Source organism: Xanthobacter sp. ZOL 2024 (genome assembly GCF_052932325.1).
Genome location: NZ_CM128808.1, coordinates 3,391,516 through 3,408,984 on the forward strand (window position 1 = coordinate 3,391,516; position 17,469 = coordinate 3,408,984).

Below are 17,469 nucleotides of genomic sequence, written 5' to 3' on the forward strand. Positions count from 1 at the left end.
GCCGCTCATGCCTTTGATCGATTACATTCCGGCGCACACCCATATCGGGTTCATGAAGCTGCGCCGTTACAGCTTCCCGTTCTCGGCGATCATGTCGCTGGTGGCGGTGCTGCTGTTCGCCACCGTCGGCTTCAACCTCGGCATCGATTTCCGGGGCGGCACGCTGATCGAGGCGCAATCCAGCCAGCAGGCGGCGGATCTCGCCTCCCTGCGCGAGCATCTCACCGATCTCGATGTCGGCGACGTGCAGATCCAGGAGTTCGGCTCACCGCGCGATGTGCTGATCCGCCTTGGCGAGGTCGGCACCACCGATGAGGCCCAGCAGGCCATCGTCGCTCAGGTGCGCGGGGCGCTGGGCTCGGAATACGCCATCCGCCGCGTGGAATCGGTGGGGCCGAGCGTATCCGGCGAACTGGTGCGCCAGTCCATTTTGGCCATGGTGCTGGGTGCCGTCGCGGTGCTCGCCTATCTGTGGTTCCGCTTCGAGTGGCAGTTCGCAGTGGGCGCCATTGTGACGACGATGCACGACATCTTCGTCACCTTGATGATCTATTCCCTGTTCGGCATCGACTTCGACCTGACGTCCATCGCCGCCATCCTGACCATCATGGGCTATTCGCTCAATGATACGGTGGTGGTGTATGACCGTATCCGGGAGATGCTGCGGCGCTACAAGAAAATGCCGCTGCCGGAGCTGCTGGATGTGGCGGTGAACGCCACCTTCTCGCGAACCATCATCGTTTCCACCACCACCTTCTTTGCCACGCTGGCCCTCTACTTCTTCGGTGGCGAGGTGCTGCGCGGCTTCTCGCTGGCCATGACGGTGGGCGTGGTCATTGGTACCTATTCGACCATTTTCGTGGCGGCGCCCATCCTCATCCACCTGGGCCTGCGCGCGCGTGTGGTGGAGCCCAAGGCGGAGCCGGTGGCGGAAGGGCCGGAGGATGTGCTGAACGTGGCCGAGGCCGCCGAGTTCATCGAGGCGGAAGAAGTGGTTGAGGGGCGCTCTGCCCCGGCTCCCGTGAGCGCCCCGGCCGGCGCCTCCTCCAAGAGCGGCCGCAAGTCCGCGCCCAAGGGCGGACGAGGCGGCAAGCGGAAGGGCTGACCTCATGGTGTCGAGGCCGGACGTTCCGTTCCTGCCACGGCAGGTGCCCATCGATGGCTATGCGGCGAAGTTCTTTCACTTCGCCGGTATGTCCCATGGCGGCTCGCTTCTGGCGCTGCCGTCCGGCATTCGCCCCTGGGCGCCACTGCGCATGGCGGATCTCGATGCGGCGGCCTTCGCCCCCATCATCGCGGAGGCGGGCCGCTTTGAGCTGCTGCTGATCGGCACCGGGCAGGATCCGGCCCATCTCAAGGCGCCGCTGCAGCAGCTTCTGCGTGATGCGGGCCTGCGGTTCGAGCTGATGCCGACCGGCTCGGCTGCCTCCACCTACAATGTGCTGCTGGGCGAAGGCCGGCCGGTGGGCGCGGCGCTGATCAGCTTCTGAGACCGCGCGCCGGTCCGTCCCTCCGCGCCGCCGCAGCTGGCGGCAGTGCCATTTCCGGCGTATCCATCGCAAATGTCAGCCTCCCCCAGCTCCACCGCCCTGCTTGATGCGGCCTACGCCCATTGCACGGATCTGGTGCGCCGCCAGGATCGCGATCGCTTTCTCGCGGCGCTGTTCGCACCTGCCGCGCTGCGCCAGCACCTGATGGCGCTCTACGCCTTCAATTACGATGTCGCCCGTGTCCGCGAGGTGGTGCGGGAGCCGCTGCCCGGCGAGGTGCGCCTGGCCTGGTGGCGCGAGGTGATCGAGGGCGAGGGCCGTGGCGCTGTGGAGGCCCATCCCGTGGCCCTGGCCCTGATGGATACGAAAGCGCGCTTTGCGCTGCCGGCGCAGAGCCTGATCAATCTGGTGGATGCCCGCATCTTCGATCTCTACGACGATCCCATGCCCACCCTTGGCGATCTGGAAGGCTATGCGGGGGAGACGGCGGGGGCGCTGCTGCAGCTCTCGGCCCTGGTGCTGGGCGGGGCGGAGGCGGCGTGCGCAACGGATGCCTCGGGCCATGGCGGCGTCGCCATTGCGCTCACGGGGTTGATGCGGGCGTTTCCCATCCATGCGGGGCGTGGGCAGTGCTATCTGCCCCTTGATCTTCTGGCCCGCCATGGGCTCGATCGGGAGGGGGCGGTGAGCGGTGTGGTGACGCCGCAGCTGCAGGCGGCTCTGGGCGATCTGCGCGACATCGCCGCCGACCATTTCAGAGAGGCGGCCGCGGTCCTGCATGGCTTGGCGCCCGCCGAGCGGATCGCAATGGCGCCGCCCTATCTGACCTTGTCCCTGGTGACCGGCGACCTAAGGGCCCTGGCGAAAATCCGCGATCCGTTCCGCGAGGTGGCCGGGCTGGCCGGCTGGCGTCGGGCGCTCGGGGTGTGGCGCGCCGGACGGCGGGCCGCGACCGGACGCAGCTGGCTCCAGGCAAGCACCCTCTAGGCAAGCACCTTCTCGGCAAGCACGCTCTCGGCGCGCGGTCAGGGGCCGCGTCTGAATGCGGACGGTTAGGGCGCCGGCCGGTGCTGTCCTCAGGCGGCGGAGCGGGTGATGCGATCGGTGAGATTGAGCCGCGCCCGGGCGATGTCGGCCACCTGCGCCCGCAGGGCATCGGAACCGGCGAGGGCATCCAGCATCTCGATCTGGTTGCGGGCGATCAACAGCAGCAGATCATCGCGCACCGTTCCATCCGCAGCGCGCGGCAGAGCCGGCACCAGCTGCAGGTGGTCGAGATGGGGGCGGTCCGGCAGGGTCTGGGCGAGGTGCGCACGGAGATCGTCCACCGTCACCGCCGCGCGGGGCTCGACGAAGGCGTAAAGCCCCACCTTGCCGCCGAGGGTCTGGAAATCGGACATATGGGCGTCGGCCACCGCCGGGTGGGTCTTCAGCGCGGCGATGATGAGCGGGCCCACCTGCGTGACCCGGGGGCCGCGCCCCTCCGTATCCGAATAGGACAGCAGGCGACGGGTGACGAAGCGATAGACCTTCTTGCCGGTGGCCATCCAGATGCGCGTGGGCACGCTCTTCTTGGCCAGCATGGCCTTCTCGCGGGGCGTCAGCTCATCGGGACAATAGGTGCGCTTGTGCTTGAGCAGGTGGCGCAGGTCCTCATAGGCGAGCACCCGGCCGAGCTTCCACCGGCGGGAGATGGGCAGCGCCAGCTGGAAATCCATCAGCCAGGCTTCGCCATCGGCCCCGCGCAGCCAGTTCTGCTGCTTGGCGAGGTCATTGTGCACATAGCCGGCGCGATGGAGAATGTGCAGCGCCTGCCGGGCCGAGTGGAAGAAATGGCTGTCGCCGCTGGGCCGCGCGATCTGCAGCGGCACCCCTTCCACCCAGCCGCGCACCAGAAAGCGGTGGCCGACGGCGAGCAGCGGCGTGGTAACGCCGGTATCGGTCACCTTCTCCAGCGCCTTCACCTCATGGGTGGCGAGCTGGCGCGCGAGCGGCGCGAGCCAAGGCGAGACCTCGTTCCAGCGCCGGCGCACGGCGGGCCATGCGCGGCCCTCACGGTCGGCCCAGGTGCCGCGCTCGACAGTGGAGAACACGTCGCGCTTCAGCACCGTATCCACGGTGAAGCGAGCCGGATCGGCGCGATATTCGATGGGCGGAACGATGCTGACGGTGCGAGCCATCTGCGCCTCTTAAGCCGCTGGGGCCGTGGAGTCGAGCCACGCCGCCACATCGGCCAGGGCCCGCGCCGCCAGGGCGCGCTTTTTTGCGGCAGTCTTTTCGGCTCCGCGCAGGCGCTTGCCGCCTTCTCCCTTGGGGGCCTCGGTGAGGGGCGGGAACAGGCCGAAATTGATGTTCATGGGCTGGAACGAGCGCGGGCCTTCGCCCTCGGCCTCGATATGTCCACCGGTGATATGTCCGAGCAGCGCGCCCAGCGCCGTGGTGCCCGGCGGCGGCACGAGGGGCGTGCCGGCCCGCTCCGCCGCGGCAAAGCGGCCCGCCAGAAGGCCCACGGCGGCACTTTCCACATAACCTTCGCAACCGGTGATCTGCCCGGCGAAGCGCAGCCGGGGATCGGCCTTCAGCCGCAGGGTGGAATCCAGCAGGCGCGGGGAGTTGAGATAGGTGTTGCGATGCAGGCCGCCGAGCCGGGCGAATTCCGCCCCCTCAAGGCCGGGAATGGTGCGGAAGACGCGTACCTGCTCCGCATGGCGCAGCTTCGTCTGGAAGCCCACCATGTTGTAGAGGGTGCCGAGCTTGTTGTCCTGCCGCAGCTGCACCACGGCATAGGGCTTCACGCCCGGGGTGTGCGGATTGGTGAGTCCCACCGGCTTCATGGGGCCGAAGCGCAGGGTCTCCCGGCCGCGCTCCGCCATTACCTCGATGGGCAGGCAGCCGTCGAAATAAGGCGTCTTCTGCTCGAACTCGCGCAGCGGTACCTTTTCGCCGGCGATGAGGGCATCCACAAAGGCGTTGTATTGCTCTTCGCTCAGCGGGCAGTTGATGTAATCGGCGCCGGTGCCGCCCGGCCCCTCCTTGTCGTAGCGCGACTGGAACCAGGCCTTCTCCATGTCGATCGAATCGAAATGGATGATGGGGGCGATGGCATCGAAGAAGGCGAGGGCGCTTTCGCCGGTCTTCTCCAGCACCGCCGCCGCCAGCGCTGGCGAGGTGAGAGGGCCGGTGGCCAGGATCACCTGATCCCAGTCCGCCGGCGGCAGCGCGGTGAGCTCCTCGCGCACCAGCGTAATCAGCGGGTGGCCCTCCAGGGCCGCGGTGACGGCGCGGGAAAAGCCTTCCCGATCCACCGCCAGCGCCCCGCCGGCCGGCACCTGGTGGGCATCGGCGGAGGCAAGGATGAGCGAGCCGGCGCGGCGCAGTTCCGCGTGCAGCACGCCGACCGCGTTGCCATTGGCATCATCGGAGCGGAAGGAGTTCGAGCACACGAGCTCGGCGCAGCCGTCGGTCTGGTGGGCCTCGGTGGAGCGCGAGGGGCGCATCTCGTGCAGGATGACGGGAACACCGCGCTGGGCCAGCTGCCATGCGGCTTCCGAGCCGGCGAGGCCGGCGCCCACCACATGAACCGGCGCGCCGGAGGCGCGGAGCGTGGGGGTGGGGTCCATCGGCATCTCTCCTCCTGGTGCCACGCGCGGCCGGGCGATGGCCGACGCCGCGGCGCGCGCAGTGCGCATCGGCCGCATGTGGCAGGATGGGCTGTGTGCCACAGGCGGGAAGGCCGCTTCAAGTGCGATGCCGCCGCAAGGGCGCCAGCTAAAGGAGCTGCGACCCGCAGCTGAAAATAAAAATGGCCCCGACAGGGCCATTTTTCGCAAGGGGCGCTGCGCCCCTCCTTCGCCGATCTCTCAGGTGGCTCACGCCACAGACCGCACTGTGGCTCACGCCACGTGCAGAGAAGCTTCGCGGGCGACGTTGCGGATCTCGCTGCGACGCACATTGATGTCCGCAAGGCTGCGATCGTCCAGCTCGGAGAGCTCGGAAACGGTGCGATTATAAACCTGCCAGCGACGAAGCTGGCGACCCAGAAGGCCCAAAAGGAACATCTGTCTTCTCCTTCGGATGTCCGAGAGGCTGACCTTGCGGCGCCTCCCTGTTCGTGAGCTGCAACATATGCTTTCCCGCTGCGCCGCCAATAGGGGGTATCGCATCGCAGCAATGCGTAATCCGCATACAGAATGGGCAAAGTGGCGCTCTTCATGAATCATTCATTTTCAGATGTTTGTGGCGATGCAGGCCTAAAATTTAGTCATATCGCTTCGGGATAATGGGCGGATATGAGGCACGCTGTGCCCAGCGCCCTGCATGGCTGAGAGGCTCGCGGCTGCAGGGGCGGCGCAGCTGTCTGGGTGGGTGCTGCAGGGGGCAGGTCTCTGCTTGCTTTGCGGCCATCCGCTCGGCGGATGGCCGCTTCGCTTCGATCGCCAGGCCGTGGGTGGAGCCCGGCTATGGGTTGGTTAGGATGCCGCCCCTACGCCTGCCCTCGGGGATGCGAAGGAGATGGGGAGAACGTCAGGAAGCGGACCGGGTGGCGAAGGGTCGGGCTTCTAAAAACCGCAACCCCTTCAATCTCAACCGCTACGGCACCGGGATGGTCACGCGCCCGCCTTCACCGCTTTTAGGATGGGGCGCGTGCCGTGTGATACTCCGTCGGTCTTGAGTGCCGGTGAGGCCCGGAGCTGTCCATCGCACAATGTGCGCGGCACCGGCACAAGCGGAGCATCGCCGCAGCTTGCGAGCCGCGCCGGCCTTCCAACAGGGGGACCCACGCACGCAGGGCGCAGGCGCGGACCGGCCAGGCTCACCGTTTCGCAGCGATGGGGCTATCCCTCGCTGACCGTCGCGGATGAGACGGCTCCTCGCGCCTGTCCTTCATCCGCTGCGTCGGGCGCCACGCCTGTTGACGCCAGCGGTGCCGCGCTGGCGGGACGATTGCTGGGCCGTTGCCGGGCCTGGCGGAGATCTCGTTAGTCGAGCCGGCCGGCGATGCCCGTGACGGGGCCGAGATCCCGTCACGGGATGCGTCTCCAGACGAGGCGATTTCGGGTCGCCGTCGCTGGGACTGATCAGGCGCCGCGGATGCGGCGCCTGGCGGTGCGGTTCTTCTGCGGCGTCTCCGCTTGCGCGTCCTTGGGTCCATCCGGGACCCGGCCCGCGCTGGCGGCAGGGGTGGAGGCAGAAGCGGAAGCAAGCGGGGAGGCCAGGGGCGACGCGGGCTTGGATGCGGCGCGCGTCTTGGTGCCCTGTCCGCTGGCCGGGGCGGGATTGGGGCGGCGTGCCAGCACCTCGGCCAGATAATGGCCGGTATGGGAGCGCGGGTTCCGCGCCACCTCTTCCGGGGTGCCGGTGGCGACGATCTCGCCACCGCCATCGCCCCCTTCGGGGCCGAGATCGATCACCCAGTCGGCGGTCTTGATGACATCGAGATTGTGCTCGATGACCACCACCGAATTGCCCTGCTCCACCAATTCGTGCAGCACTTCCAGCAGCTTCTTCACATCATGGAAGTGCAGGCCGGTGGTGGGCTCGTCGAGAATGTAGAGGGTGCGGCCGGTGGCGCGCTTGGACAACTCCTTCGAGAGCTTCACCCGCTGCGCCTCGCCGCCGGAGAGGGTGGTGGCCTGCTGACCTACCTTGATATAGTCGAGGCCGACCCGCTTCAGCGTCTCCAGCTTCTCGCGCACCGAGGGCACGGCCTTGAAGAACTGGGCGCCTTCCTCCACCGTCATGTCGAGCACATCGGCGATGGACTTGTTCTTGAAGGTGACTTCCAGGGTCTCGCGATTGTAGCGCTTGCCCTTGCAGACGTCGCAGGTGACATACACGTCCGGCAGGAAGTGCATCTCGATCTTGATGACGCCGTCGCCCTGGCACGCCTCGCAGCGTCCCCCCTTCACGTTGAAGGAGAAGCGCCCGGCGCCATAGCCGCGGGCCTTGGCCTCCGGCAGGCCGGCGAACCACTCGCGAATGGGGGTGAAGGCACCGGTGTAGGTGGCCGGGTTCGACCGCGGGGTGCGGCCGATGGGCGACTGATCGATGTCGATCACCTTGTCGAGGTGCTCCAGCCCCTCCAGCCGGTCATAGGGGGCGGGCGCCTCGGTGGCGCCGTTGAGGCGCCGCGCCACCGCCTTGTAGAGCGTATCCAGCAGCAGGGTCGACTTGCCGCCACCCGACACGCCGGTGATGGCGGTGAACAGGCCGAGGGGGATCTCGGCGGTGACATTCTTCAGATTGTTCCCGCGCGCGCCCACCAGCTTCAGCATGCGCTTGGGGTTGGGTGCACGCCGGGCCGGCACGCCCACCGAGAGCGCGCCGGTGAGATATTTGCCAGTGAGGGAAGCGGGGTTGGCGAGAATTTCCGCCGGCGTGCCCTGGGCGACGATGCGCCCGCCGTGGATGCCGGCGCCGGGGCCCACGTCCACCACGTAATCGGCGGCGAGGATGGCATCCTCGTCATGCTCCACCACGATCACCGTGTTGCCGAGATCGCGCAGGTGCTTCAGCGTCTCCAGCAGGCGGGTGTTGTCGCGCTGGTGCAGGCCGATGGAAGGCTCGTCCAGCACGTAGAGCACGCCGGTGAGGCCGGAGCCGATCTGCGAGGCGAGGCGGATGCGCTGGCTCTCGCCGCCGGACAGGGTGCCGGAGGAGCGGGCGAGGGTGAGGTATTCCAGTCCCACGTCCAGCAGGAACCGCAGGCGCTCGCGGATTTCCTTGAGGATACGGCCGGCAATCTCATTCTGCTTGGCGGTGAGTTCGGCGGGCAGCGCCTCGAACCACTGCGCCGCCGCCTTCACCGACAATGCGGCGGCTTCGCCGATGTGCCGGCCGGCCACCTTCACCGCCAGCGCCTCCGGCTTCAGGCGGTAGCCGCCGCAGGCCTGGCACGGCACGGTGGAGAAATATTTGGAGATCTCTTCCCGCGCCCAGTCGCTGTCGGTCTCCTTCCACCGTCGGTCGAGGTTACGCACCACCCCTTCAAAGGACTTCTCGGTCTCGTAGGCGCGCATGCCGTCATTGTAGGCGAAGGTGATCTTTTCGCCCTCCGAACCATAGAGCAGCACCTGCTGCGCCTTTTCAGGCAGGTCGCACCACGGCACCGAGAGGGCGAAGTGATAGTGCTTGGCTAGCGCATCGAGGGTCTGGCCATAATAGGGCGAGGTGGACTTGGCCCAGGGGGCGATGGCGCCCTGCTTCAAGGAGCGCATCTTGTCCGGCACCACCAGGTCGGGGTCGATGGTCTGCTCGACGCCCAGGCCGTCACACGCCGGGCAGGCGCCCACGGGATTGTTGAAGGAGAACAGCCGCGGCTCGATCTCGGGAATGGTGAAGCCGGAGACCGGGCAGGCGAATTTCTCCGAGAACAGGATGCGGCGCGGCGCGCCGGTCTCGTCCTTCTCGTCGGCGAACTCAGCAATGGCGATGCCGTCGGCCAGGCCCAAGGCGGTCTCGAAGCTGTCGGCCAGGCGCTGGGCGAGATCGGGCCGCACGACGATGCGGTCCACCACCACGTCGATGTCGTGCTTGAATTTCTTGTCGAGGGCGGGGGCGTCGGCGATCTCGTAGAAGGTGCCGTCGACCTTTACCCGCTGAAAGCCCTTCTTCATCCACTCGGCGAGTTCCTTGCGATACTCGCCCTTTCGCCCGCGCACCACTGGGGCGAGGATGAACAGCCGCGCACCCTCGGGCAGGGCGAGGGTGCGGTCCACCATCTGCGAGACGGTCTGGCTCTCGATGGGCAGGCCCGTGGCCGGCGAGTAGGGCACGCCGGTGCGCGCCCACAACAGGCGCATGTAATCGTAGATCTCGGTCACCGTGCCCACGGTGGAGCGCGGGTTCTTGGAGGTGGTCTTCTGCTCGATGGAGATGGCGGGCGAGAGGCCGTCGATCTGGTCCACGTCCGGCTTCTGCATCATCTCCAGGAACTGGCGTGCATAGGCCGAGAGGCTCTCCACGTAGCGGCGCTGGCCCTCTGCATAGATGGTGTCGAAGGCGAGCGAGCTCTTGCCGGAGCCCGACAGGCCGGTGAACACCACCAGTGCGTCCCGCGGCACCTCGAGATCCACATTCTTCAGATTGTGTTCGCGGGCGCCGCGAATGGAGAGGGTCCGGGCGTCCCGCCGCGGTGCATCGGGGGTGGGCGTTGCGAGCGCGGGCAAGGTCCGCGAGGAGGAGGCGCGATCCGACATGAATTCCAGCCACGCGCGGCCAGGAGCCAGCGCGAGATGATCAGGGCAGGGGGAAGGCCGCCGCGCGTGCCGGGCACGCGCCTGCAGCGGTGACGAGAACAGCGAAAAGACGAACAGAACCACCGGCATTCCTGCCGCCGCTCACCCCATCGCCCGGCGTGACGATGGCAGCAAACAGCCAAGCTGCGTGGTCGCTCATGGTCATGCTCCAAATGTAGCGACGTGCGTGCGATGCGGTAGAGAACATAATAAGAACTTTGGTGCCGTGCGAGTCAAAAATTCGGGCACGCCGGGAAAAACACGCTTGTCGCGGTCATGGGGAGGAGATAGAACGGATGTAGAACATTTGGCGGGGCTTGGTGGTGTCCGGCAGCTGTGGAGTGCCTCTTTGCAGTGGACAACGCGGCGGGGCGCTCGCATGTGGCGTCGGGCCGGCTAGGGTGCGCGGCGAATGGGCGCCGCTCCGGTGGGCGCATGGAGAAGGAGGCGGGCGATGGCCGGCAGCGTCAACAAGGTGATCCTGATCGGCAATCTCGGCCGTGATCCGGAAGTGCGCACGTTCCAAAGCGGTGGGCGTGTCTGCAACCTGCGCATCGCCACCTCCGAGAGCTGGCGCGACAAGGCCACCGGCGAGCGCAAGGATCGCACCGAATGGCATGCGGTGACCATCTACAGCGAGAATCTGGTCAATGTGGCCGAGCGGTTCCTGAAGAAGGGCTCCAAGGTCTATATCGAGGGGCAGCTCGAGACCCGCAAATATGAGAAGGATGGGCGGGACGTCTACACCACCGAGGTGGTGCTGCGGCCGTTCCGCGGTGAGCTTACCCTGCTCGATGGCCGCTCCGGCGGCGAGAGCTCCGAGGACTACAGCGGCGGCTCCGATTTCGGCGCGCAGAGCCCCATGGGTGGGGGCAGTGGCGGGTTCGGTGGCGGCGGCTACGGCGGGGGTGGTGGCCGGCGTTCGGGTCCGTCCGGCGGTGGCGCGGCGGGCTCGTCCGGCGGTGGGCGTCCTTCCAATGATCTCGACGACGAAATCCCCTTCTGAGAACGGCTCCGGCGCTTCGTGTCGGGTGTTTGAGTGACGGCGGACATTCGTGTCCGCCGGACGAGTGTGTCGCGGGTCGGCGGGTGCGTCTGCTGACGGGCAACGACGGTGGCTGCGGGTGCCTTCGAGGGTGGTGCGCCGGGGCTCCGAGTGGTGAGGTCGCGGGTGCAGCGACTGGCGCGGCAGGTGCTTGTGGTGGTCTGAGGGGTGCCGTGAGCGCCTTGCGCGGGTCGCGATTGGATGCGCGGACGAGGGCCTGTGACGCAAAACGGACAAGATGTCTGCGCGAGGGTCGGGCTGATCCTCATAACATATTGAAATACAACGTTAAAAAATAATCCTTGCGCTGGGGTTTCGCTGGCGTCCGGAGGGTGAATCGGCTACAAGTCAACAACTCCAATCGCCATGAAGGTGTTGACTTTTGGCCGAGCCCGAGACGCCGAAGTCCGGAGGCGAGCCGCCCTCGGACATCACGCCAGTTTCCATCACCGAGGAGCTGTCGCGCTCCTATCTTGACTATGCGATGAGCGTCATTGTCGCTCGCGCGTTGCCGGACGTGCGCGACGGCCTGAAGCCGGTGCATCGCCGCATCCTGTTTTCCATGTCGGAGAACGGCTACGAGTGGAATAAGTCCTACCGCAAGTCGGCGCGCGTGGTGGGCGATGTCATCGGTAAATACCACCCCCACGGTGATCAGTCGGTCTATGACGCGTTGGTGCGCATGGCCCAGGACTTCGCCATGCGGGTGCCGCTGGTGGATGGCCAGGGCAATTTCGGTTCGGTGGACGGCGATGCTCCGGCCGCCATGCGCTACACCGAGGTGCGGCTCGAAAAAGTCACCAATGCGCTGCTCGACGATCTCGACAAGGAGACCGTCGACTTTCAGGAAAACTACGACAGCAGCGAGCACGAGCCGAGCGTTCTGCCGGCCAAGTTCCCGAATCTGTTGGTCAATGGTGCCGGCGGCATCGCTGTCGGCATGGCCACCAACATCCCGCCCCATAATCTGGGCGAGGTGATCGACGCGACGATCGCCCTGATCGACGATCCGGCGCTGACGCCGGAGGCGCTGCTGGATATCCTGCCGGGCCCCGATTTCCCCACCGGTGCGCTCATTCTGGGTCGCAGCGGCATCCGCCAGGCCTATCTCACCGGGCGTGGCTCAATCCTGATGCGTGCCAAGGTGGCCATCGAGAGCCTGCGCAAGGATCGCGAAGCGCTCATCGTCACCGAGATTCCCTATCAGGTGAACAAGGCGACCATGATCGAGAAGATCGCCGAACTGGTGCGCGATAAGCGCATCGAAGGCATCTCCGAGATCCGCGACGAGAGCGATCGCGACGGCCTGCGGGTGGTGATCGAGGTCAAGCGCGACGCCCAGGCGGACGTGGTGCTCAACAACCTCTACCGCCAGACCCTGCTGCAGACGTCGTTCGGCGTGAACATGGTGGCGCTGTCGGGTGGCAAGCCCGGGGTGCTGGCGCTGCACGACATTCTGACGGCGTTCGTGGCCTTCCGCGAGGAAGTGGTCAGCCGCCGCACCAAGTTCCTGCTGCGCAAGGCGCGCGATCGCGCCCATGTGTTGGTGGGCCTCGCCATCGCGGTCGCCAATATCGACGAGGTCATCCGCCTCATCCGTACCGCGCCGGACCCGTCGAGCGCCCGTGACTCGCTCATGGGTCGCGACTGGCCGGCCAAGGACATGGCACCCCTGATCGCGCTGATCGCCGATCCCCGCCACAAGCTCAATGCGGACGGCACCTATCGGCTATCATTGGAGCAGGCCCGCGCCATCCTCGATCTGCGCCTGCAACGGCTCACGGCGCTGGGCCGCGACGAGATCGCCGACGAGTTGGACAAGCTGGCGGCCGAGATCGCCGACTATCTGGACATCCTCGCCAGCCGGCCGCGTATGCGCGGCATCATTCGCGACGAGCTGCTCGCCATCAAGGCGGAGTTCGACAACCCGCGCCGCACCGAGATCATCGAGAATTTCGGCGATCTCGATGACGAGGATCTGATCCAGCGCGAGGAGATGGTGGTTACCGTTTCCCACGCCGGCTACATCAAGCGCGTGCCGCTCTCCACCTATCGGGCGCAGCGGCGCGGCGGCAAGGGCCGCTCCGGCATGCAGACGCGCGACGAAGATTTCGTCACCCGCCTGTTCGTGGCCTCCACCCATGCGCCGGTGCTGTTCTTCTCCTCCAAGGGGCAGGTCTACAAGCTGAAGGTGTGGCGCCTGCCCGCCGCGGCCCCGCAGGGGCGTGGCAAGGCACTGGTCAATATCCTGCCGCTGGACTCCGATGAGCGGATCACGTCGGTGGTGCTGCTGCCGGAGGACGAGGGGGAGAACGGGCGCCTGCAAATCATGTTCGCCACCACCGGCGGCACGGTGCGGCGCAACGCGCTCACGGATTTCCAGCAGGTGAACCGCAACGGCAAGATCGCCATGAAGCTCGCCGAAGGCGAGGCGATCGCCGACGTGGGCCTGTGCACGGAAGACGACGACGTGCTGCTCACCACGGCGGCGGGGGCGTGCATTCGCTTTCCGGTCACCGAGGTGCGGGTGTTCAAGGGCCGCGACAGTGTCGGCGTGCGTGGCATCCGCCTGGAGGAGGGGGACCATATCATCTCCATGGCCATCATCCGCCATGTGGATGCCCCCGCCGAGGAGCGTCTCGCCTACATCAAGATGCGGCGCGCGCTCGGGGGTGAAGCCACCGATGCCGGTGAGGTGGACGCCGAGGAGGGCGCCAGCGGCAATGGCCAGCTGGGCCAGGAGCGCTATGCGGAGATGGGGGCGCTGGAGCAGTTCATCCTCACCGTCTCCGAGAATGGCTACGGCAAGCGCACCTCGTCCTACGAGTATCGGGTGACCGGCCGCGGCGGCAAGGGCATCGTCGCCATGGCGGTGAACGAGCGCAACGGCCGGCTGGTGGCCTCCTTCCCGGTGGAGGACCAGGACCAGATCATGCTGGTGACCGATGGCGGGCAGCTCATCCGCTGCCCGGTGGACGGGATCCGCATCGTCGGCCGGGCCAGCCAGGGCGTCATCGTCTTTGATACCGCCGAAGGCGAACGTGTCATGTCGGTGGAGCACATCAGCGAGGACACCGCCGGTGACGACGGCGCCGTCGAGGGGAGTGCCGATGGCGACGATGAGGCGGGGGCGCCGGAGGCATGATCTCCCTGGAGAGCCTCGCGCTGTTCGTGCTCGCCTGCATCGCCCTGGCGATGACGCCGGGTCCGAACGTGGCTCTCATCGTCGGCACCAGCCTGAAACATGGCCGCCGGGCGGGCATTCTCACCGCCACCGGGGTCAATGTGGGGCTCATTGCTCAGCTGGCCGTGGTGGCGGCGGGCCTTGCCTATCTGGTGGAGGCCTTCTCCCACCATTTCGATCTGGTGCGCTATTGCGGCGCCGCCTATCTGGTGTGGCTCGCGGTGCGCCAGTGGCGCAGCGCCGGGGCACCGCCGGCGAGTTCCGCGCCATCCGCCCATGCGGCGTTGGGGCGGGGGCTCGCGGTGGCGTTTGCCAATCCGAAGACCCTGCTGTTCCACGCGGCGTTCCTGCCGCAATTCGTTACCAATGCCGCTCATCCGGTGCCGCAGATCGCGCTGCTGGCGGTGATCTTCGCGGCCATCGCGCTGATTGGCGATGTGCTGTGGGCGCTGGCGGCGGATCGCGCCCGGGCGGCCCTGGCCGGGCGCTTCACGCGGATCGCCGATCGGGTATCCGCCGGCATTCTGGTGGGTGGGGCCGCCGTGCTGCTGGCGGCCGGCCGGCGCTAGGCCGCGGCGTGCCTCCGGGTGGGGCCGGTTGCGCCTGCGGGCAGGGGCGGCTAGAGCATCCAGCAAAGCGGCTCCAGTACATCGCGTCGCGACCGCCGCGCAGATCCGGGCGGTGTGTGGGGCGGCATCCATGCGGCGGGCAACACCGCGCGAGGCGGGGAGGCACTGATGGAAACGCGGACGGCCATCTACGGCGGTTCATTCGATCCCCTCACCAATGGTCACCTGGACGTGGTGCGGGCGGCCTGCCGGCTGGTGGACCGGCTTGTTCTGGCGGTGGGTATCCATCCCGGCAAGGCCCCCCTGTTCGCGGCCGAAGAACGCCTCGCCATGCTGCTGGAGGTGTGCGGGCCGGTGGCCGCGGCGGAACGCGCCACCATCGAGGCTGTGACCTTCGACGGGCTGATCGTCAACACCGCCGCCGAGGTGGGGGCAAGCCTGCTCATTCGTGGCCTGCGCGATGGCACCGACCTGGATTATGAGATGCAGATGGCCGGCATGAACGCGGCCATGGCGCCGGCACTGCAGACGGTGTTCCTGCCGGCCTCGCCCTCGGTCCGCCCCATCACCGCCACGCTCGTCCGGCAGATCGCTGCCATGGGCGGAGATGTCTCCGCCTTCGTGCCGGCGGCGGTGCTGGCACGGCTCAAGACCAAGTTCTCTCGCTGAGTTCCGTCGTGCGGCGGCGTCGCAGGCGCGCCGTGCCTTTCGTGCCCCGAGGGGGCCTTTCCGAGGAGATCTTCATGATGCGCGTCTTTGGCCGAATCGCAGCCGGCCTCCTCATCGCGCTCGCCTTCGCCCTGCCGGCGGCGGCGCAGTCGAAGCCCGATCCGCAGAACACGCTTTATCTCGACACCCCCTATGGCCGGGTGGTGATCGCCCTGCGTCCGGATCTCGCGCCCAAGCATGCCGAGCGCCTGAAGACCCTGAGCCGCGAGGGCTATTACAACAATGTGCCGTTCCACCGTGTGATCGATGGCTTCATGGCGCAGACCGGTGATGGCCAGTATGGTAACGGCACCGGCGGTTCCAAGTATCCGAACCTGCCGGCGGAGTTTTCCAACGTGCCGTTCAAGCGCGGCGTGGTCGGCATGGCCCGCGCGTCCAATCCCAACAGTGCCAATTCGCAGTTCTTCATCATGCTCGACGAGACCCCGAGCCTGAATGGTCAGTATACCGTGGTTGGCGAAGTGGTGTCGGGCATGGAATATATCGACAAGATCAAGAAGGGCTCTGCCGCCAACAACGGCAGCGTGTCCAATCCCGATCGCATTGTGAAGATGCAGGTGGCCGCTGACGCCAAGTGACGTCGCTTCAAGTGACATCGCTTCAAGTGACATCGCTTCAAGTGACGTCGCTTGACGCCTGTGGCGCGTTGCTGATGGCACGCACCAGGAACGACCGCCGGGGCCTTCATGCCGAAGAACCCCGGGTCTTGACCTCGCCGGCGGAGCGGTTATCGCTGCCGGCCTTCGGATGGGCGCCCGGAACGGGCGCGCCAGGGTGCGCGCCCGGCGCGGACCTGGAGGCATCGAAAGGAATTTGCCATGAGTGAAGAGGTTCTGGTCCTCGAGACCACCAAGGGGCCGGTGACCATCGCCTTCCGCCCCGATGCGGCGCCGGGTCATGTGGCCCGCATCAAGGAGCTGGTGTCGGACGGCTTCTACAACGGCGTGCCGTTCCACCGCGTGATCGACGGCTTCATGGCGCAGACCGGCGATCCCACCGGCACCGGCATGGGCGGCTCCGGCAAGAAGCTGAAGGCCGAGTTCAACGCCCTGCCGCACAAGCGCGGCACGGTCTCCATGGCCCGTGCGCAGAATCCGGATTCCGGCGACAGCCAGTTCTTCATCTGCTTTGCCGATGCCCGCTTCCTCGACGGCCAGTACACCGTTTGGGGTGAGGTGACCTCGGGGATGGAGAATGTGGACGCCATCAAGCGTGGCGAGCCGGTGAAGGATCCCGACAAGATCATCTCCGCCAAGCTGGAGCCCAAGGCCTGAGGCCATACGGTTGAGCCATGACGAGAAAAGGGCGCCCGCGGGCGCCCTTTTTGCTGGCGGGGGAGGCGCGGCGCTTCACGCCTCTTCCGGCTCGGCGGATTTCGGGGTGGCGTAGCCCTGTGCGCACTTGATGTAAGGCGGGCGCGGAATGGAGCTGTGGGCGGCCCGCAGGGCGGCCGACCAGCGTTCGCGCAGATCATGGAAATAGGGCTCGCCGGGCTCGATCCGGTATTTCAGCTCGGCCTGGAGCTTGTCCGGGCACACCACCAGCACGTCGATGGGCAGGCCGACGCCGAGATTGGAGCGCATGGTGGAATCCATGGAGATCAGGCTGCTTTTCAGGGCGTCCGAGATCTCCATCTCGTAGCTCACGGCGCGATCCAGCACCGGCTTGCCGTATTTGTGCTCGCCGATCTGCAGGAAGGGCGTGTCCTGGGTGCACTCGATGAAGTTGCCCGCCGAATAGATCATGAACAGGCGCATGGGGCCGCCGACGATCTGCCCACCCAGCAGGAAGGACACCTCGAAATTGATGGCGCTCGACTGCTCCATCACCACGCCGTTCATGTGGTGCACCTGGCGGATGGCGCGGCCCACCAGCTGGGCAGCCTGGAACATGCTGCGCGTTTCCCGCAGCTGGTGCCGCTCGCCGGTCTCCTCGTCCTCGACCCCCTCGTTGAGCAGGCTGAGGACGGACTGGGTCACCGACAGGTTGCCGGCGGAGGCGATGCCGATGACGTGGCGGCCCGGCTCCTCGAAGATCTGCAGCTTGCGGAAGGTGGAGATGTTGTCGAGCCCTGCATTGGTGCGTGTGTCGGCAATCAGCACCAGACCGTCGCGCACCAGCACTCCACAACAATACGTCATGTCCACCCCCTCGTTGCGGGAGCCGGGACTATAGCGATGGGCCTTGAGGTCCCGCAACGTGGGCGCGTGGGGAA

At 66.9% G+C, this 17,469-nt stretch carries 15 protein-coding genes; 9 read left to right on the top strand and 6 right to left on the bottom strand.

The window, feature by feature from the left end; genetic code table 11:
• Nucleotides 1-7 precede the first annotated feature (7 nt).
• The 3 genes from secF (at nucleotide 8) to ACU4E7_RS15505 (ending at nucleotide 2,477) form a co-directional block, all read left to right on the top strand.
• Nucleotides 8-1,105 carry a protein translocase subunit SecF gene (secF, locus tag ACU4E7_RS15495; protein WP_447019364.1) on the top strand — a complete coding sequence of 366 codons (1,098 nt, stop codon included), beginning with the start codon at nucleotides 8-10 and terminating at the stop codon, nucleotides 1,103-1,105.
• 4 nt (nucleotides 1,106-1,109) lie between these two features.
• Nucleotides 1,110-1,490, top strand: a complete 381-nt coding sequence (locus tag ACU4E7_RS15500) for an Mth938-like domain-containing protein (protein ID WP_447019365.1) — start codon at nucleotides 1,110-1,112, stop codon at nucleotides 1,488-1,490.
• Between the two features lie 72 nt (nucleotides 1,491-1,562).
• Nucleotides 1,563-2,477 carry a phytoene/squalene synthase family protein gene (locus ACU4E7_RS15505; protein WP_447019366.1) on the top strand — a complete coding sequence of 305 codons (915 nt, stop codon included), beginning with the start codon at nucleotides 1,563-1,565 and terminating at the stop codon, nucleotides 2,475-2,477.
• Between the two features lie 89 nt (nucleotides 2,478-2,566).
• Here ACU4E7_RS15505 and ACU4E7_RS15510 read toward each other — a convergent pair whose 3' ends face one another.
• From ACU4E7_RS15510 to ACU4E7_RS15530, 5 genes are all read right to left on the bottom strand, one after another.
• Nucleotides 2,567-3,670, bottom strand: coding sequence for a serine/threonine protein kinase (locus tag ACU4E7_RS15510; RefSeq protein WP_447019367.1), 1,104 nt, complete (start codon nucleotides 3,668-3,670; stop codon nucleotides 2,567-2,569).
• A 9-nt stretch (nucleotides 3,671-3,679) separates the two neighbouring features.
• Nucleotides 3,680-5,110, bottom strand: a complete 1,431-nt coding sequence (gene trmFO / locus ACU4E7_RS15515) for a methylenetetrahydrofolate--tRNA-(uracil(54)-C(5))-methyltransferase (FADH(2)-oxidizing) TrmFO (protein WP_447019368.1) — start codon at nucleotides 5,108-5,110, stop codon at nucleotides 3,680-3,682.
• A 273-nt stretch (nucleotides 5,111-5,383) separates the two neighbouring features.
• Entirely contained in the window at nucleotides 5,384-5,548 is a 165-nt protein-coding gene (locus ACU4E7_RS15520) for a DUF1127 domain-containing protein (protein ID WP_447019369.1), read from the bottom strand.
• A gap of 1,020 nt (nucleotides 5,549-6,568) precedes the next feature.
• A complete protein-coding gene (gene uvrA, locus ACU4E7_RS15525) occupies nucleotides 6,569-9,688 on the bottom strand; it encodes an excinuclease ABC subunit UvrA (protein ID WP_447019370.1) in 3,120 nt (1,039 codons plus the stop codon).
• Between the two features lie 40 nt (nucleotides 9,689-9,728).
• Nucleotides 9,729-9,887: a hypothetical protein gene (locus ACU4E7_RS15530; protein ID WP_447019371.1), complete on the bottom strand. Its 159-nt coding sequence runs from the start codon at nucleotides 9,885-9,887 to the stop codon at nucleotides 9,729-9,731.
• A 294-nt stretch (nucleotides 9,888-10,181) separates the two neighbouring features.
• On the opposite strand from ACU4E7_RS15530, the gene ssb reads away from it, so the two are divergent.
• The 6 genes from ssb (at nucleotide 10,182) to ACU4E7_RS15560 (ending at nucleotide 16,528) form a co-directional block, all read left to right on the top strand.
• On the top strand, nucleotides 10,182-10,733 hold the full coding sequence (ssb, locus tag ACU4E7_RS15535; RefSeq protein WP_238121909.1) for a single-stranded DNA-binding protein: 552 nt from the start codon (nucleotides 10,182-10,184) through the stop codon (nucleotides 10,731-10,733).
• 421 nt (nucleotides 10,734-11,154) lie between these two features.
• On the top strand, nucleotides 11,155-13,917 hold the full coding sequence (gene gyrA / locus ACU4E7_RS15540) for a DNA gyrase subunit A (RefSeq protein WP_238121910.1): 2,763 nt from the start codon (nucleotides 11,155-11,157) through the stop codon (nucleotides 13,915-13,917).
• Complete coding sequence (locus tag ACU4E7_RS15545; protein WP_238121911.1) at nucleotides 13,914-14,525, top strand: LysE family translocator; 612 nt, start codon at nucleotides 13,914-13,916, stop codon at nucleotides 14,523-14,525. The genes gyrA and ACU4E7_RS15545 overlap by 4 nt, the downstream gene beginning before the upstream one ends.
• Nucleotides 14,526-14,693: 168 nt before the next feature.
• On the top strand, nucleotides 14,694-15,194 hold the full coding sequence (coaD, locus tag ACU4E7_RS15550; protein WP_238121912.1) for a pantetheine-phosphate adenylyltransferase: 501 nt from the start codon (nucleotides 14,694-14,696) through the stop codon (nucleotides 15,192-15,194).
• A gap of 74 nt (nucleotides 15,195-15,268) precedes the next feature.
• Complete coding sequence (locus tag ACU4E7_RS15555; protein ID WP_238121913.1) at nucleotides 15,269-15,832, top strand: peptidylprolyl isomerase; 564 nt, start codon at nucleotides 15,269-15,271, stop codon at nucleotides 15,830-15,832.
• Nucleotides 15,833-16,072: 240 nt separating this feature from the next.
• A complete protein-coding gene (locus tag ACU4E7_RS15560; protein WP_238121914.1) occupies nucleotides 16,073-16,528 on the top strand; it encodes a peptidylprolyl isomerase in 456 nt (151 codons plus the stop codon).
• A 75-nt stretch (nucleotides 16,529-16,603) separates the two neighbouring features.
• Here ACU4E7_RS15560 and ACU4E7_RS15565 read toward each other — a convergent pair whose 3' ends face one another.
• Entirely contained in the window at nucleotides 16,604-17,395 is a 792-nt protein-coding gene (locus ACU4E7_RS15565) for a proteasome-type protease (RefSeq protein ID WP_238122036.1), read from the bottom strand.
• Nucleotides 17,396-17,469: the final 74 nt, after the last annotated feature.

Bases quoted from the DNA above. Each gene is read 5' to 3' on its own strand.
- ACU4E7_RS15555 (WP_238121913.1), top strand. From the start codon at position 15,269: ATGATGCGCGTCTTTGGCCGAATCGCAGCCGGCCTCCTCATCGCGCTC.
- ACU4E7_RS15545 (WP_238121911.1), top strand. From the start codon at position 13,914: ATGATCTCCCTGGAGAGCCTCGCGCTGTTCGTGCTCGCCTGCATCGCC.
- ACU4E7_RS15565 (WP_238122036.1), bottom strand. From the start codon at position 17,395: ATGACGTATTGTTGTGGAGTGCTGGTGCGCGACGGTCTGGTGCTGATT.
- ACU4E7_RS15500 (WP_447019365.1), top strand. From the start codon at position 1,110: ATGGTGTCGAGGCCGGACGTTCCGTTCCTGCCACGGCAGGTGCCCATC.
- trmFO (WP_447019368.1), bottom strand. From the start codon at position 5,110: ATGGACCCCACCCCCACGCTCCGCGCCTCCGGCGCGCCGGTTCATGTG.
- ssb (WP_238121909.1), top strand. From the start codon at position 10,182: ATGGCCGGCAGCGTCAACAAGGTGATCCTGATCGGCAATCTCGGCCGT.
- coaD (WP_238121912.1), top strand. From the start codon at position 14,694: ATGGAAACGCGGACGGCCATCTACGGCGGTTCATTCGATCCCCTCACC.
- ACU4E7_RS15510 (WP_447019367.1), bottom strand. From the start codon at position 3,670: ATGGCTCGCACCGTCAGCATCGTTCCGCCCATCGAATATCGCGCCGAT.
- uvrA (WP_447019370.1), bottom strand. From the start codon at position 9,688: ATGTCGGATCGCGCCTCCTCCTCGCGGACCTTGCCCGCGCTCGCAACG.
- ACU4E7_RS15530 (WP_447019371.1), bottom strand. From the start codon at position 9,887: ATGAGCGACCACGCAGCTTGGCTGTTTGCTGCCATCGTCACGCCGGGC.
- ACU4E7_RS15520 (WP_447019369.1), bottom strand. From the start codon at position 5,548: ATGTTCCTTTTGGGCCTTCTGGGTCGCCAGCTTCGTCGCTGGCAGGTT.
- ACU4E7_RS15505 (WP_447019366.1), top strand. From the start codon at position 1,563: ATGTCAGCCTCCCCCAGCTCCACCGCCCTGCTTGATGCGGCCTACGCC.
- ACU4E7_RS15560 (WP_238121914.1), top strand. From the start codon at position 16,073: ATGAGTGAAGAGGTTCTGGTCCTCGAGACCACCAAGGGGCCGGTGACC.
- secF (WP_447019364.1), top strand. From the start codon at position 8: ATGCCTTTGATCGATTACATTCCGGCGCACACCCATATCGGGTTCATG.